This window comes from Jeotgalibacillus campisalis (assembly GCF_000829515.1).
Taxonomy (GTDB): Bacteria; Bacillota; Bacilli; order Bacillales; family Jeotgalibacillaceae; genus Jeotgalibacillus; species Jeotgalibacillus campisalis.
Genome location: NZ_JXRR01000013.1, coordinates 96,043 through 112,046 on the forward strand (window position 1 = coordinate 96,043; position 16,004 = coordinate 112,046).

At 41.0% G+C, this 16,004-nt stretch carries 14 protein-coding genes and 1 riboswitch; of the genes, 10 read left to right on the plus strand and 4 right to left on the minus strand.

Annotated elements, in window-relative coordinates:
- Nucleotides 1-110: 110 nt before the first annotated feature.
- The 5 genes from KR50_RS06935 (at nt 111) to KR50_RS06955 (ending at nt 5,007) form a co-directional block, all read left to right on the plus strand.
- Nucleotides 111-716 carry a TasA family protein gene (locus KR50_RS06935; protein WP_041056587.1) on the plus strand — a complete coding sequence of 202 codons (606 nt, stop codon included), beginning with the start codon at nt 111-113 and terminating at the stop codon, nt 714-716.
- Between the two features lie 218 nt (nt 717-934).
- Nucleotides 935-1,504, plus strand: coding sequence for a hypothetical protein (locus tag KR50_RS06940; RefSeq protein WP_041056590.1), 570 nt, complete (start codon nt 935-937; stop codon nt 1,502-1,504).
- Nucleotides 1,505-1,509: 5 nt separating this feature from the next.
- The gene (sipW, locus tag KR50_RS06945) at nt 1,510-2,097 is read left to right on the plus strand and encodes a signal peptidase I SipW (protein WP_232304254.1); all 588 of its coding nucleotides are present in this window, start codon (nt 1,510-1,512) and stop codon (nt 2,095-2,097) included.
- Between the two features lie 204 nt (nt 2,098-2,301).
- A complete protein-coding gene (locus KR50_RS06950; protein WP_041056597.1) occupies nt 2,302-3,165 on the plus strand; it encodes an AraC family transcriptional regulator in 864 nt (287 codons plus the stop codon).
- A 225-nt stretch (nt 3,166-3,390) separates the two neighbouring features.
- Nucleotides 3,391-5,007: an FAD-dependent monooxygenase gene (locus tag KR50_RS06955; protein WP_041056600.1), complete on the plus strand. Its 1,617-nt coding sequence runs from the start codon at nt 3,391-3,393 to the stop codon at nt 5,005-5,007.
- Nucleotides 5,008-5,217: 210 nt separating this feature from the next.
- Here the strand turns inward: KR50_RS06955 and KR50_RS06960 are convergent, their stop codons facing one another.
- Complete coding sequence (locus tag KR50_RS06960) at nt 5,218-5,724, minus strand: GNAT family N-acetyltransferase (protein ID WP_041056603.1); 507 nt, start codon at nt 5,722-5,724, stop codon at nt 5,218-5,220.
- A 13-nt stretch (nt 5,725-5,737) separates the two neighbouring features.
- Nucleotides 5,738-6,718: a glutathione S-transferase family protein gene (locus KR50_RS06965; protein ID WP_041056606.1), complete on the minus strand. Its 981-nt coding sequence runs from the start codon at nt 6,716-6,718 to the stop codon at nt 5,738-5,740.
- 272 nt (nt 6,719-6,990) lie between these two features.
- Here KR50_RS06965 and KR50_RS06970 point away from each other — a divergent pair, with 272 nt between their 5' ends.
- Nucleotides 6,991-7,527, plus strand: a complete 537-nt coding sequence (locus KR50_RS06970) for a DUF5412 family protein (protein ID WP_041056609.1) — start codon at nt 6,991-6,993, stop codon at nt 7,525-7,527.
- Nucleotides 7,528-7,610: 83 nt separating this feature from the next.
- Here KR50_RS06970 and KR50_RS06975 read toward each other — a convergent pair whose 3' ends face one another.
- A complete protein-coding gene (locus KR50_RS06975; RefSeq protein WP_041056612.1) occupies nt 7,611-8,501 on the minus strand; it encodes a fructose bisphosphate aldolase in 891 nt (296 codons plus the stop codon).
- Nucleotides 8,502-8,700: 199 nt separating this feature from the next.
- Here KR50_RS06975 and KR50_RS06980 point away from each other — a divergent pair, with 199 nt between their 5' ends.
- On the plus strand, nt 8,701-10,002 hold the full coding sequence (locus KR50_RS06980; protein WP_041056615.1) for a Na+/H+ antiporter NhaC family protein: 1,302 nt from the start codon (nt 8,701-8,703) through the stop codon (nt 10,000-10,002).
- A gap of 574 nt (nt 10,003-10,576) precedes the next feature.
- Nucleotides 10,577-11,230, plus strand: a complete 654-nt coding sequence (locus tag KR50_RS06985) for a C40 family peptidase (RefSeq protein WP_084215514.1) — start codon at nt 10,577-10,579, stop codon at nt 11,228-11,230.
- 77 nt (nt 11,231-11,307) lie between these two features.
- Here KR50_RS06985 and KR50_RS06990 read toward each other — a convergent pair whose 3' ends face one another.
- Complete coding sequence (locus KR50_RS06990; RefSeq protein WP_041056618.1) at nt 11,308-11,526, minus strand: helix-turn-helix domain-containing protein; 219 nt, start codon at nt 11,524-11,526, stop codon at nt 11,308-11,310.
- A 434-nt stretch (nt 11,527-11,960) separates the two neighbouring features.
- Nucleotides 11,961-12,067, plus strand: a riboswitch (SAM riboswitch).
- 192 nt (nt 12,068-12,259) lie between these two features.
- On the opposite strand from KR50_RS06990, the gene KR50_RS06995 reads away from it, so the two are divergent.
- Entirely contained in the window at nt 12,260-14,089 is a 1,830-nt protein-coding gene (locus tag KR50_RS06995) for an assimilatory sulfite reductase (NADPH) flavoprotein subunit (protein ID WP_041056621.1), read from the plus strand.
- A gap of 38 nt (nt 14,090-14,127) precedes the next feature.
- Nucleotides 14,128-15,843: an assimilatory sulfite reductase (NADPH) hemoprotein subunit gene (gene cysI / locus KR50_RS07000; protein ID WP_052476855.1), complete on the plus strand. Its 1,716-nt coding sequence runs from the start codon at nt 14,128-14,130 to the stop codon at nt 15,841-15,843.
- Nucleotides 15,844-16,004 lie beyond the last annotated feature (161 nt).

Below are 16,004 nucleotides of genomic sequence, written 5' to 3' on the forward strand. Positions count from 1 at the left end.
TATGTATATTATTTCTTTTAAAAGTATTCTATACTGACTTTAAGTTCTTTATTAAGAACATCATTCTTTCTGAAGATCAAAAAAGTCTACAAATTAGAGGAGGAATTTAAATGGGAATGAAGAAGAAAATTGCAATGGGACTGGCTCCGGCGGCACTGGGATTAACATTAATGGCTGGAGGTACATACGCATACTTCACTGATGCAGCCGAAGCAAATGGTACGTTTGCAGCCGGCACTTTAGACATTGCAGTAAATCCGGAAACCATTATCGATGTAGATGGCATGAAACCTGGCGACTGGATGAACCGCGTATTTCATCTTGAAAATAATGGGTCTCTCGATATCCCGCAAGTAATGTTAAATTCTTCTTACGAAGTAATGGATGCAAATAACGACAATACAGAAGACTTCGGAAAATATATTCAAGTTAATTTTCTTGAAAATGCAGATAAAACAGGTCGTGCTGAATATAACGATATCATCTATCAAACAACGCTTTATGATCTGCAATCTTTAACACCGGACGCTGTGGAAAAGATTATAGATGAAGCCTTTGGAGAAGAGAGTGGTTTAGACGCCGGAACAAGTGACACAATGTTTGTTCAGTTTGAATTTATCGATAACGGCTCAGATCAAAATCAATTCCAGGGCGACTCTTTAGCGATAACATGGGAATTTATTGCGAATCAAGGTGAAGGAGAGCATATCGAATAAACTTTTATAATGACCGGGAGGGTGGGGAAACTCACCTTTCTATCCTAAACAGAATGTTATTGAATTTTGAGCGGACCGTAATAGCCTGCTATTGAAGTACGCTGAAAAGTCAATTCTACATTCAGATGAAATGGGGGATTACAATAAAACGATTTAAGCAGTTCAAAAAACAAAACCGCTTTACATTAGCGGTTTACTCTATAGGCGTTTTTTATACGATGTTTTTAATCGTCACTTACATAACTTCCACGACGACGGCTTATTATACTGCCTCCTATACTTTTTCAGGGACGTTCCAGGCAGGACAGTGGGTGGAAGAGTCAGAGGAAGAGGAATACATAGTGGAGGAAGAAACGGATGAATCAGAAGAAACAGAAGAAACACAGGACATAGATTCAGTAGAAGACTTAAACGATGAAGAAAGTGATATGGAGGAAGAAACAACAGATGAGGACGAAGTTTTAAATGAAGAGGAACGTACAATGGAAGAAGAAACAACTCAGTCAAATGAAGAATCAAACGAAGAGCAAAATGCAGATGATGCGAATATGGAAGATGAGTTGAATGAAGTTGAAGAAGAAGGAAATGAAATTGAAGAAAAAATAATAGAAGACGAAGAATTAATAGAAGCAAATGGCAAAGAGGACAACGTTACTATAGAAATAACTGAACTGGAAAATGAGGAAATTGAAGAAGATAAAGAGCTTGAAGCTAAAGATAATGAAGATGAAAATGAAGAAAATAGTACTAAAGTAAAAAAAGAAGATGAATCTAAAAGGCAGAGGTGATGAAAGTGAAGGGGAAAATCGTATTATTTTTGACGAACGGCGTAACAGGATTATTTTATTTGTTATTGGTAATCATGGTTTTTTTCGTCGCCTCATCTAAAATTACCGGTGAACCGCCGCAAGTAATGGGGTATCAGCTTAAGACTGTGTTATCTGGTTCGATGGAGCCCGGCATTCAAACGGGATCGATCATTGCGGTTAAAGCTTACGGAGAGCAGGAGAAATTCAATGTAGATGACATCGTTACCTATAAAGCCAATCGCCATCAGCTAGTCACTCATAGAATAATAGAGGTGATTTCTCAAAACGATCAGGTCATGTACAGAACAAAAGGAGATGCTAATGACGGACCGGATACTGCTCTTCTGCTGCCCCAAAATATAGTCGCTGAATACGAAGGATTTACCATCCCTTATGTGGGCTATATGATTGAGTTTTCTCAGTCGAAAAACGGAATTTTCCTGCTGTTTTTTATGCCGGGTCTTCTGCTGGTCAGTCAATCTGTATACCAAGTGGCAAGATTATTAATAGAAGAAAATAAAAAGAAACATGAAAACAGCCTTAAAGAATCACCGGCTGGAGAGTCACTATAATCTTACCTCATAAGAATAAGATATATATACTTTTTAAGGTAAACTCCACTCTCTTTTTTATCGTCTATTTATACATGATAATTAAGGCAGAGTAACTCACTTTATGTATAGCAAAGAAAATGGTCAAAACCTGTTTCCCAATAGCAAAAATAGACATGTTTTCACTTCCATGATCTTTTATGATGATGATAAGGAGTGAAGCACATGAACTGGATCCAGTCATTACAGGCATCAATTGATTACATTGAAACTCATCTCTTAGAAGAAATTCAAGTGGAAGAAGTGGCAAACCAGGCTTCAGTTTCACCGTTCCATTTTCAGCGTATGTTTTTAATGCTGACAGACATGTCAGTTGGAGAATATATACGTAAAAGAAGACTTACACTCGCAGCGCATGAGTTAGTAAGGGACGATGTTAAGATTATTGATGCCGCTTTAAAATTTGGCTACCACACTCCTGAATCGTTTTCAAAAGCCTTTCGAAAGCAGCATGGACTTTCACCAAGAGAAGCAAAGAGCGGGAAAGGAAAGCTTAAATATTATAATCATCTGGTGATCCAGGTGATCGTGAGAGGAGAAACGCCAATGAATGTTGAGATTAGAGAAAAAGGCCCTGTTCAAATTGTTGGGTTAAAACAGGAAGTAAGTTGTGTGGATGGTAATAACCTAGCAGAGATCCCAAAAATATGGGACAGACTCAATGAGGATGGTACGACAGAGGAACTCGCTGCTATGAATAATGGATCAATCGAAGGGGTTTTAGGTATTTGTGTGGATAAAAGCAAAGTGAAGCCTGATACGATGGATTATTGGGTTGCAGCCACATATGAAGGGAACCATGATGGGCGTTTTGAAACAATGGAGCTGCCTGCTTCTAATTGGGCGGTGTTTGAAGTAAAAGGAGCGATGCCGCATGCGATTCAACACATGTGGAATCGCATCTACACAGAATGGTTTCCAGTCAGTAAGTATAAACATGCCGGTACACCGGATTTAGAAGTTTATTCTAATGGCGATCCCATGTCAGAAGATTACTATTCAGAAATTTGGATTCCTGTAAAAAAATAATTCAATAAATATAAAGCAGAAGCGTCTATTCGTAATGAATGGATGCTTCTTCTTTTTTATCCATCAAATGACGCATGTCGTATCTGATTAAGGGTATCGTATGGTAGATTGGTTTATAAATCAGAACGGTTTTAATGGTTGGGTCACATAAAAAGAAACTTCACAATGATCCATAAAAGGCTGGCAAATCAAAAAAACCAATGATGAACGAAAGGAGCTCGTCATATGGCAGTAATTAAAACAGATGTCTTAATTATCGGAGCAGGGCCGGCCGGGCTGATGGCTGCGAATGTCATGCAGAAAAGAGGGGTCGACTTTGTCTGCCTTGAAAAGAAAGCGGAGCGGTCGGTGCTTTCAAAAGCACTCGGCATTCAGGCCAGATCGCTTGAATTGTTTGAATTTCTGGGTGTAAACAAGCCCTTTGTGAAAAGGGGCTATCCGGGTCCTGGCGCAAAGCTTCATTTAGCAGGGAAAGCCCCATCTTATGTGGAGATGTATCATATTGAAAGCAGGTATCCTTATCTATTAATTATTCCTCAGCATGAAATTGAAGAAATTCTTGAGGAACATTTGAATGATAGGGGAGGAGAGATCTCCCGTGAACATGAAGTCCTTGAGGTGGATGAACAAGCTGAAGGAGTGTATGTTACCGCTCAACATCATGGCGTAAAGAAAACGTATTTGGCCCAATACGTCCTTGCATGTGACGGAGCCCATAGTAAAGTCCGAGAGCTCCTAGATGTTGAGTTTGTGGGAGAAGATGAGGGAATTACCTTTTTCACTGGAGATGTGGAAATCCCTGAGATGAAAGAAATTCATATAAATCTTCACCTGAATGATCGCGGAGCCGCTGCTTTTTTCCCTTACAAGGATGGAACGTACCGGGTAGTCGGATTTGACCGAACAAGACAGGATGGTCCCAGAAAAAGAGAAATGGAACTTCATGAGATGCAAAGTACTTTAGATACCATTTTGGATACATCCTATCAGGTTGAAAACCCTAAATGGCTGGCTTATTTCGGTACAGCACACAGACAGGTGCCTAATTACCGAAAAGGGCGTGTCTTTTTTGTAGGAGATGCTGCTCATATCAACAATCCTCTCGGTGGACAGGGGATGAACATCGGTCTTGAAGATGTTGCTAATCTTTGTTGGAAAATCGATACGGTATTGAAGGGATACGCAGGCAACCCTTTCCTCGATACATATCATGAAGAAAGAGCGCCTGTAGCAAGAGAGGTCATTAGAAATACAACGATGGAGCTGAAGCTCATTCGTTTGCAAGGAATCCCAGGGAAGCTTCGCAACTGGGCAGGCAAGGCGGCTTTAACACAAAATTGGGTCCAGGCCATCTTTGCAAAAGCCTTGTCACATGTTCACAGTGATTATGATAAAACGCCGATTAATCGGTCGTTTAAAGACACTTCCTTGCCAAGAAGAGCCATCCAGGCAGGAGAACGGGTACCTGATCAGCTTTTATTTATGAACGGTACAACGGATGAACGACTGTTTCCGCTAATTCAGAGGGTGGGTTATGTATGTTTAATATACATTGACTCCTATCAACAGGAACTGGTTGATTATGCATATGAATTTTCTGAAAAAGCGAATGAAGTTTTTCCTAATATGATGAAGGTATTCCTTGTTGCCAGAGGCGGAACGGTTTTGACTGATCGCGATGAACTGCCGATTATTTACGATTCCTACCGGCACCTGGATAAAAATCTCGGGATGAAAAAAGGAAGCACATTATTTATTCGCCCAGATGGACATGTTGGGTTTCATGACGGGTCTGCTGACTTGCAGCAGGTAATGGGGAAATTGAAGCGTTATTTTATATGAAGCTACTTTATTTTTCCGAAAAAAAGACCGCTTCATCACGTTGGAGTCCCCGCCTTGCGCTTCAATGAACCTAAGCTTTAAAAAAGTAAAATGAAACATCAGAAATAAGACTGTGACCACGAATTCTTTTCTTGTTCGTGATCACAGTCTTTAGTTTTGATTTTTCCCCCGGAATATTTTCTAAGCAGGAAAAATAGATTCTGTCAGTTCTTAAATACTGCGTTTGAAGGCTTTCACAATGACACCATCATTTGCTGGTTCAAAATCGTGTTCAGGCAGACGTTCAAAGCCATGCTTTTCATATAGAGCAATGGCACTGCCCATAAATGAGCCTGTGTGAAGACCGATGGCATTGCTTCCTCTTTCTTTTGCCAAATCGATGCATGCTTGAATGAGAGCTGAGCCGACGCCTTTTCCTCTGGCCTCAGAGGAGACGGCAAGCACACGCAGCTCTGGATAATCGAGCGCATCTGTAAAGCCTTCATAAGCATCGGTTTTGGCAGGGAAGAGAGCTACGCTTCCAACGATTTTTCCTTCTGATTCAGCTACAAGCAGATCAACTCCAGGCTGCTGGTCTGCTTCAGAGGTGATGGCTTTTTTTAGTGCCTGCCAGTGTTCTGCTGAAATTGATATTGTATGCTCACGATAGGCATCTACACGCTGCTTTCTAATCAGCGGCACTTCTTCTTTTCTCGCTTTTCGTATGTGAATGGTCATGCCAAATCCCCCCTTAGCTGCGAAACTTGTCCTGCTGTTTGCTTAATTGAGCACGGTTATGAGGCACTTCCCAAACTGACAAGTCCGGTCCCTTTGGTAAAATAGGTGTTTCGGTTTTGTCCGGATTGATGGTTATAGATAAATGATAGTGCCGCTTGATGGAATCAAAATCTGTTGTATCGCCAAATCCTGGAGTCTGATAAAGATCGCGTGCGTAGCCCCATAGGTTTGTCATTTCCCGAATCAGATTTCGGTTTGTATTGAACCCATTATAGTAAGCAGCATCAAAGCGGACGAGGGTAGTGAAAAATCTCACATCCGAATCGGTGATAAAATCGCCATGAAGAAAACGGCGGGAAGAAAGCCGGTCTTCCATTTGATCCAAGGCATCGAAAAGCTCATCATATGCTTTTTCATAAGACTCCTGAGAATGGGCAAATCCACATTTATACACCCCGTTATTGATTGTATGGAAAATGTGCTCATTAACCTCGTCAATATCCTGGCGAAGCTCTTCTGGATACAGATCTGGGGCATTCTCTTTGTGAAATTCTTTCCATTCCACTTCAAAATACGTTGTTAAGTGGAAATAATCATTGTTGACGGCTTTTTTATCCCTGGTATCAACCATAACTGGAACGGTTGGTCGCCCATCATAGTCAGGATCCGCGTTAAAGTAAACATCGCTGACATATTGAATCTCCAGTGCGGGATCTTGATTATTTTCATCTAAAGAAAATGCCCAGTCCACACGGCCGATTGCCGGGCGCATAGGACTTGCTGTTCCTAAGCTGATCGCACCATCTAATCCAAGGACTTTCCGTACAATAACAGCACGGTGCGCCCATGGACAGGCTGGTGACCAAAGAAGGCGGTAGCGACCGCTTTCAACGGGCAACTCGCCATCATTTGTTCCAAATGGGTTTGTGAAGCGGTTTGTTTGACGTTTAAATGATCCGTCGGAACTGATTTCTTTTGGCTGGTTTGTGGTCACTAAAGATCCCTCGTTTCAAATTGACATGAAAATCGTACTCTTTCTTTTATCGCACGTCACTCTTTTTTAGTCAAAGATTTTTAACTATTCAGAATGGTTAGATGGCTATTTCTTCTGATTTCATGCAGTTCTTGTTAATATTAAGGTAGCTAAGGAAGTTAAATTCCATATGTGGGAATATATGATAAACTAAAGATAGTTACTTTTCTATCCATTATTCTTTAACATACTGGGCAAGATGGTAGAAGATGAGATTGATAGGGGGGAGTTCTTTGAGGAAGAGATCTAACGTATGGTCGTTTGTTTTAATTCTAATTTGCATTGGTTTGGCAGCTTACTCGCTTTATTCTCATATTAACAACACTTGGTTACTAGCACCGCCGAGCTATATATTACTTTTAATGAGTATGGCAGCCTTTATTTTGGGTATTTACGGTTTTAAAGATAAAAGAAACTGGCGAACGAAAACAAGAAGCTGGCTGACAGTGGTTTTGTCGTTACTAACAGCTGCAGGTTTATTCGTTGTGGTCGTTTTTACATACGTGTTTTTTCATAGTGCAAATGATCACATTAGAACAGTACGTTCTCCTGATAACGGTTATACCATTGATTTTTATCGGTGGGATGCCGGAGCAGCCGGGACATTTGGGGTAAGAGGGGAACTTGATGGACCCCTTTGGTTTAAGAAAAGAATCTATTATGAAAGAAGAACAGACAACGTGGAAATAGACTGGATAAGTGACAGTGAAGTTTCCGTTAATCATCATATTCTAAATGTTAGTGAAGGAGATACATACGGGTACCAATGATGTCTGCAATCTTGCAGATTCGAAATAAAAAGAGAGCAGGTGCATCTTTGCACCTGCTCTTCTCTTCATGATTAGATTAGTTATTAGTGTTTATTAACTGAAGCATCATAAATCGATTCAACCGCACTTTTCAATGCTTCATCAAATTCTTCTCCGGAATGATTGGCACGTAAATCAGCGGCTAGAGCTCGTGAAAAGCTGCCGATCAGGCCGTCATTTTGTTTCAGCTTCTCATTGGCTTCATCACGTGAATATCCGCCGGAAAGCGCTACGACACGAAGGACACGGGGATGCTCAATAAGCTCTTTATATGCATTGTTTTTTGTAGGAATTGTTAGTTTAAGCATGACGTATTCATTTTCGCTTAAAGCATTTAACTGCTGAATCAATTCATCATGCAAAATATCCTCGCACTTTTCTTTTTCCCCACTGTGAATATCCACTTCAGGTTCAATAATTGGAACAAGGTCAGCTGCCATTATCTGTTTGGCCACTTCGAACTGCTGCTCTACGACTGCTTTAATGCCGCTCGGATTGGCTTCATGAATAACAGAGCGCATTTTCGTTCCAAAAATATTCCGTTCATTGGCCCGGCGCAGCGTTTCATCCAAATCGTTGATCGGCTTCATTAATTGAACGCCGTCTTTTTGATCAGCGAGTCCTTTATCTACTTTTAAGAAAGGAACGATTCCTTTATCTGCAAGATAATCTGCGGTGTATTTTCCTTCAATTTCTCTGTCCATTGTTTGCTCGAATAAAATAGTTCCGAGAATGTGGCTGGAATCAAATCCTGGAGAGGTGATGATACGGGTGCGCATCTCGTGCACCTGATCAAACATTTCATCATCATTTGTGTAAGCATCTTCTAGTACACCATAAGCTGCAAGTGCTTTTGGTGTGCTTCCTCCGCTTTGATCTAATGCTGCGATAAATCCTTTACCGTTTTTGATCTTTTCAAATTGACTGCTGTTCATGTTTTCCACTCCTTTAGTTAGTGTGAAATTGACATACACTTATCTTCTTCCCTTTTTTTGGACTGTCTAACGCAATTAATCTAAATTGATTTAAACAAAGTTGATCATGCTTCTGCATACTGGCAAATCTTTTCTCTTTCGCTAAGAAGGGGGCATAGCTTATAGTTACCGTTAACTAATTATTTGCAGGAGGCAGTTTATGAAAAATGAAGAAAAACAGAGTAATCCATACGCTCTTATTCCATTTGGTATTTTTATCATTCTTTTTTTAGGCTCAGGAATACTCACAGGTGATTTTTACCAAATGCCAGTTCTCGTTGCTTTGTTTGCAGCGATATTAGTGGCATTAGGAATGAATCGAAAAACAAAATTTCAAACCAAAGTTATGCAGCTGGCTGCAGGGGGCGGTCATCCGAATATTATCCTCATGGTAGTTATATTTCTGCTTGCCGGGGCGTTTGCTTCCGTAGCAGATGGGGCAGGATCGGTCGAGTCTACCGTTAACCTTGGTCTTTCCTTTCTTCCGCCCAATTTACTGATTGTAGGGCTGTTTGTCATTGGATGTTTTATATCAATTTCAATGGGAACATCGACTGGAACGATTGTCGCGCTTGCTCCAATCGGTCTTGGTATTGCTCAACAGACCGATATTGGCGTCGCGTTGGCAATGGGAGCAATAGTTAGCGGAGCGATGTTCGGAGACAATCTGTCGTTTATTTCCGACACAACCATTGCAGCGGTCAGGACGCAAGGAACTGAAATGAAAGACAAGTTCAAAGCGAACTTTTTCATTGTCTTGCCAGCGGCGGTCATCACTGCAGTCATTTTCGCATTTATGACTTCTGGGGCAAGTGCAAACGTAAATGCGTCTGCACCTTATACAATCATTCAGGTTTTACCTTATTTAGGTGTGCTGATCTTTGCTCTTGCAGGAGCAAATGTACTGCTGGTATTGATGGGCGGGACCGTTTTTGCCGGGATGGTAGGACTTTTCCTTGGCAACTTCGGATTCGCTGAGTACATCACTCTCATTGGGACAGGATTCACCAACATGCAGGAACTTGCCATGATTGCGATTTTATTAGGCGGGCTTGTTGAATTAATTAAACAAAATGGCGGAATTGAATCCTTGCTGCAAGCAGTGACAAAACGGATTAAGACGAAAAAGGGAGGAGAAGCAGGCATCGCCGGTCTTGTAGGTGCTGTAAATTTTGCTACTGCAAATAATACAATTTCAATTATCACAGCCGGTCCTTTAGCCAAGCAGATTTCTGAAACTTACGCGATCGATAATCGCCGGTCAGCAAGTCTTCTTGATATTTTTTCAAGCTCTGTTCAGGGAATCATCCCATACGGAGCCCAGCTTCTTGCTGTAGCGGGGGTAGCAGGCATTTCTCCCGTTGCGATCGTGCCTTTTTGCATTTATCCTATCTTACTGACTGTCAGCGGAATGTTGGCTATTATTTTTCAATTTCCACGCAATGCAGTAAATAGAGAGTAGAGCAGTGTCTAGTAAAAAAGGATAGTGAGTTTCGTTCACTTCAAGATTTACTACTATATTTGAGGATGAAAGAGTGTAGAGGATAAAAAGATCGTTCTTATACAGCCATAATCTCACCTGGGCTGCCTAAGCGATCTTTCTTTCCTCTCTGTTTGCCTCATTGGTTGAACAGGTTCTCTGAAAGATTAGCAGCGGGTGCTCTAAATAAGTTAAAGTGTTTCATTTGAGTTAAATCATAGTGCGTTATCAGCTGCATGGCTTAAACGAGTCAAGATAAGTCGTTTTATTTACTAGAGTGAAGTGATTCAACCTATTAACATATTGTCATTTTTAGGCGTAATCGTGCTTTTCTTAAAGAATAGGGGGCAAAATAGCTCTATAATCGAGTTATTTCTTTGTTTAGTAAAGAAATTTGAAGAATTTCATGAAAGAAAAAGAGTATTTGATAGAGCCTGTAATAAAAATGGGTGATAATTGTAGTAATTTGTAATATAAGTGAAATACACCTGATATTCGGTTGTAACGTAATAAGTTTATACTAGGTTTACAATCTAGCAATCGGGGGTATACTATCTTGTTAAAAAGAATAATGGCATGTTTATTAATTTTTGCTTTGGTAGCCGCTGTCGCACCGTCATTTGATCAAGCATCTGCTTCTAGTAAGACCTACTACGTTAACATAGATTCTGGAAGTTTAAACTTTAGAAAAGCCGCTTCTACTTCTTCTGCCATCATCGGTAAGTTTGTAAAAGGTGATACTGTTTCAGTTCATTCACAATCTAAGGGCTGGTCAAAAATCACAGCTAAAGGCAAAACAGGTTATGTAAGTTCACAATACATATCGATTAAAAAGACTTCAACAAGCTTAAACTATAAAACAAAAGCCATCTCTGCTGCAAAGAGTCAATTAGGTGTGAAGTATTTATGGGGAGGAATGAGCTCAAAAGGATTTGACTGCTCGGGTCTCGTAAACTATGCATTTGCAAAAGCAGGGAAATCTCTTCCGCGTACTTCTGCTGAAATGTACAAAAAGGGAACAAAAGTTTCTTCACTAAAACCTGGAGACTTAATGTTTTACGCTACAGGCGGGGGAAGTAAAGTTACACACGTTTCCATCTATATAGGCAACGGTGAAATGATTCACTCTGCTTCAAATAAAGGTGTATCCATCGCAAGCATCAATAACTCTTATTGGAAACAAAGATATATTGGGGCTAAGCGATTATAATGAGGTGAAAAAGCTGCTGAAAAGCGGCTTTTTTTATGCAAAAAAAAGAGCAGAACTATCTGCTCTTCTCTTCTGCACTACATGGATAAAGGACGGTCTCTTTTTTCAACAAGCACAGATGCTGGAACATCTAGTACGGTTGAAAGCTTCAAAATGGTTTGTGTAGTCGGCATTGCTTCATCGGCCTCATAGCTTTCAAGGGTCTTGATGCCAAGTCTGGCTTTCAGGGCTAATTCTTCGATGGACAAGTTTTGTTCTGTACGTACTCTTTTTAAATTCTCACCAAAGCAGGACATGCTTCATCCCTCCCCTTCTTCTAATTAAATTTTATCATTAGTTTGTAATAAAGAGTTCACGATCCTTTGAACACTTTGTTACTGAAATGTATTCAGCAACCACAAATTTACACCTCAAACTTTAAAATTTTCACGTACTTATGGTAAGTATTGTTTACTAAAATTTTTAAGGTGTTAACGTTAAGGTTTGCCACTCATAATAACCGATCGATTTATAATAAAACCGCCTTGATCAATTAGAATGTTTATACAATACCAGCAGGCGGAGTGATGCGATTTTTATAGGAATAAGGAAGAAATGCGTAGTGAGAAAAGAGGGGATTCCATATAGTCAACTGTTGTTGTATCCTGTAAATGATCATTTGACATTCACCCTGATAATAAAATATACTGTATGAAATTGAAATTTTCGAATTATTTATGATTTTCATAGGTTCTTATCAAGAGAGACGGAGGGAGAGGCCCTTAGATGTCTCAGCAACCAGTCTAAGTGAGACATGGTGCTAATTCCTTTAGGCGGATGCTGCCTGACAGATAAGAAGAATGTTCGTACTTTTAGACCTTCTTCTTGCGGATGAGGTCTTTTTTGTTTTTTTCTTATTTCCGACTATTTTTATTGGTTTAAGATGTTTTGTGTTTTTTAAAATAGGTACTAAACTTCATTATCATTTCATACATCTTCTGAAGGATGTATGATCATAGAAATGAAAATACAGGTTAAGAGGTGGATAATGTGCAGCTGCAGGTAAAGACAAGTCCTTTTGACGAGGAACAAGTAGAACTATTAAATCGATTAGTTCCGTCGCTTACTAGTGAACAGAAAGTTTGGCTGAGCGGATATTTAACAGCATTAACTGCGGGCGGCACAACAGAAGCCGTTTTGCAAAGTGGTGACGAGGCGACACTCAGCACGGCCCCGATTAAAACTCGTGAAATAACCATTTTGGTCGGTTCACACACAGGGAATGGTGTGACAGTAGCGAATAAGGCAGAAGCAAAGTTAAAGCAGGAGGACTATACGGTTTCACGTTTTTCTTTGGATGAATTTAAACCGAAGAATCTTACGAAGATTGAAGACCTGCTTCTTATTACGAGTACGCATGGCGACGGAGACCCGCCAGATAACGCGATAGAATTTTATGATTATTTACATAGCAAGAGGGCGCCGAAGCTCGAAGGTATCCGTTTTTCTGTACTGGCATTAGGGGACAGCTCCTATGAGTTTTATTGTCAGACAGGAAAAGATTTTGATAAACGGCTCGAGGAGCTTGGCGGAGAAAGACTGTTCCCACGAGTGGATTGCGATTTAGATTTTGAAGAACCGTCATCCGAATGGTTTGAAGGTGTGCTAAATAAACTTAATGAAGAAAAAGCATTATCTTCATCAGAGACCTCAGGAAAGCAGCAGACGGCAGGATCGCCACAAACCACAGAAGTCTATTCACGTTCAAATCCGTTCGAGGCTGAAATCATTGAAAACATTAACCTGAATGGACGCGGCTCAAATAAAGAAACGCGTCATCTTGAGTTAAATCTTGAAGGGTCAAATTTAACTTATGAGCCCGGAGACAGCTTAGGGATTGTGCCTCAAAATGATGCTGTACTGGCTGATCAATTAATTGAAGCGGCAAAGTGGAACCCCAATGAAACCGTAACGATTAATAAGCAGGGCGAAACCAGCTCGCTGCGAGACTCTCTTATCAATACTTATGAGATTACGAGTCTTTCCAAAAACTTAATTGAAAAAGCGGCAGCGCTAACTGAAAATGAAGGGTTGAAAAAACTGTTAGAGCCTAATGAGAAAGAGGCGCTGCAAACATATGTATATGGTCGGGATTTAATTGATTTAACACAAGATTACGGTCCGTGGGAGATTTCCGGAGCTGAGTTTACTGCAATTCTTCGGAAAATACCGCCCCGTCTGTATTCAATTGCGAGCAGCTTAAAGGCCAATCCGGATGAAGTGCATCTGACGATCGGGGCACTTCGCTATGATTCTTTTGGCAGAAGCCGTACAGGAGTTTGCTCAGTGCAGTGTGCGGAGCGTTCAGTTCCAGGCGATACGCTGCCTGTGTTTGTACAGAGCAATACAAACTTCCGATTACCGCAAAACACAGAGTCACCGATTATTATGATTGGGGCAGGGACTGGAATTGCACCATACCGTGCTTTTCTTGAAGAAAGAGAGGAAATAGAAGCTAAGGGGGATGCGTGGCTATTTTTTGGGGAGCAGCATTTCGTCACCGACTTTTTATATCAGATCGAGTGGCAAAAGTGGCTGAAAGAAGGGCTGTTGACTCGAATGGATGTAGCCTTTTCAAGAGACACGTCAGAAAAGATATATGTTCAGGACCGTATTCTTGAGCAAAGCAGGGAGTTTTACGAATGGCTTGAAGCAGGGGCTCGTGTGTATGTGTGTGGAGATGAAAAATATATGGCCAAGGATGTTCATGAAGCCATCTTAACGATTATACAAAAAGAAGGCGGTCTGAATGAAGAACAGGCAGCAGAGTATATCGCCGATTTGCGAAGCCAGAAGCGGTATTTACGCGATGTATATTAAACGGCCGGATAACGTCAACAGGCGAGGGGAGATTTAAGATGACGAAAAAAGAATTATCGAATCAAAGCGGACCGCCAAGTGAAATGGAAGTAATTAAAGAGAAAAGCCGGTTCCTGAGAGGCACCATTGCTGAAAGCTTTGAAGAAAGACTGACAGCCTCCATTCCGGATGATGACGGCAAACTGTTAAAATTTCATGGCAGTTACATGCAGGATGATCGGGATATTCGCAATGAACGGAAAAAGCAGAAATTAGAGCCGGCGTATCAGTTTATGATTCGTGTGCGTTTACCAGGAGGAGTGGCCACCCCTGATCAATGGCTGACGATGGATCATTTGGCTAATACCCATGGCAATGGCACGCTGAAATTAACGACAAGACAGACCTTTCAATTACACGGGATTTTAAAATGGAATATGAAAAAGACGATTCAGGAGATGGATAAGGCACTCATGGACACCATCGCAGCGTGCGGTGATGTTAACCGTAACGTAATGAGTACGGCTAATCCGTATCAGTCAGATGTGCATGCAGAGGTGTATGAAGTTTCAAAACATATTAGTGAACATCTTCTGCCGAAAACGAGAGCGTATCATGAAATTTGGCTTGATGAAGAAAAAGTAATTGAGAGCAGTAAAACGGATGAAATAGAGCCTATGTACGGGCCATTGTATCTGCCGCGTAAATTTAAAATTGGTGTTGCGATTCCGCCGTCAAATGATGTTGATATTTATTCACAGGACTTGGGCTTTATTGCAATATTAGAAGATGGTAAGCTTCAAGGGTTTAACGTCACAGCAGGCGGCGGCATGGGAATGACGCATGGCGATACAGCGACGTACCCCCAACTTGCCCGCGTAATCGGTTTTTGTCCGACTGAAAAAGTGGCGGAAGTGGCGGAGAAAATCATTACCATTCAGCGTGATTACGGGAATCGTTCCGAGCGGAAGAATGCGCGTTTTAAATACACCATTGATCGACATGGCGTTCCCTGGCTAAAGCAGGAATTAAACGATCGCTTAGGATGGAATCTTGAAGAAGCAAGACCATTTCACTTTGATCATAATGGCGACCGGTATGGCTGGCTTGAAAATGACGGGAAATGGCACCTTACTTTATTTATAGAGAACGGACGAGTAAAAGATACAGAAGACTATCCTTTAATGACGGGTCTGCGTGAAATCGCTCGTATCCATAAAGGAGACTTTCGATTAACACCAAGTCAGAATCTAATTATCTCAAATGTTTCCAATCGAGATAAAAAGAAGATTGATGAGCTAGTGAAGCAATATGGGCTGACAGATGGAAGAGAGAATTCTGCACTGCGCAGAAATTCCATGGCCTGTGTCGCCCTGCCAACTTGCGCATTGGCTATGGCTGAGGCGGAGCGTTATCTGCCAGTCCTGATCAATAAAATTGAAGATATTCTTGATGAGAACGGGCTGCGTGAAGAAGAAATCGTGATACGCATGTCCGGCTGTCCCAATAGCTGTTCACGTCCTGCTCTTGGAGAGATTGCATTTATTGGAAAAGCACCAGGCAAGTACAATATGTATTTAGGTGCGGGTTTTGCAGGTGACAGACTTAATAAAATGTATAAAGAAAATATTGGTGAAGAAGAAATTTTGGCTACCCTAAAGCCCATTTTCTCTCATTACGCAAAAGATCGACTGGAAAAAGAGCATTTTGGAGATTTTGTTATTCGAACTGGCTATGTTGAGGCGGTCACTTCAGGTCTGAATTTTCACAGCTGATTCCTGAAGGGAGTGTTCGATTTTCAACTATTAAAAGAAAAAAAAGTTGGGGTGGATCTCAGGAAACGGTAGCAGCTCTTAATACAGGACCAGGAATCAAGTATCCGGGGACGGTTGAGGTGAATATCGAGGTATTGGAAAAAGACAGCTCAATAAAGCTT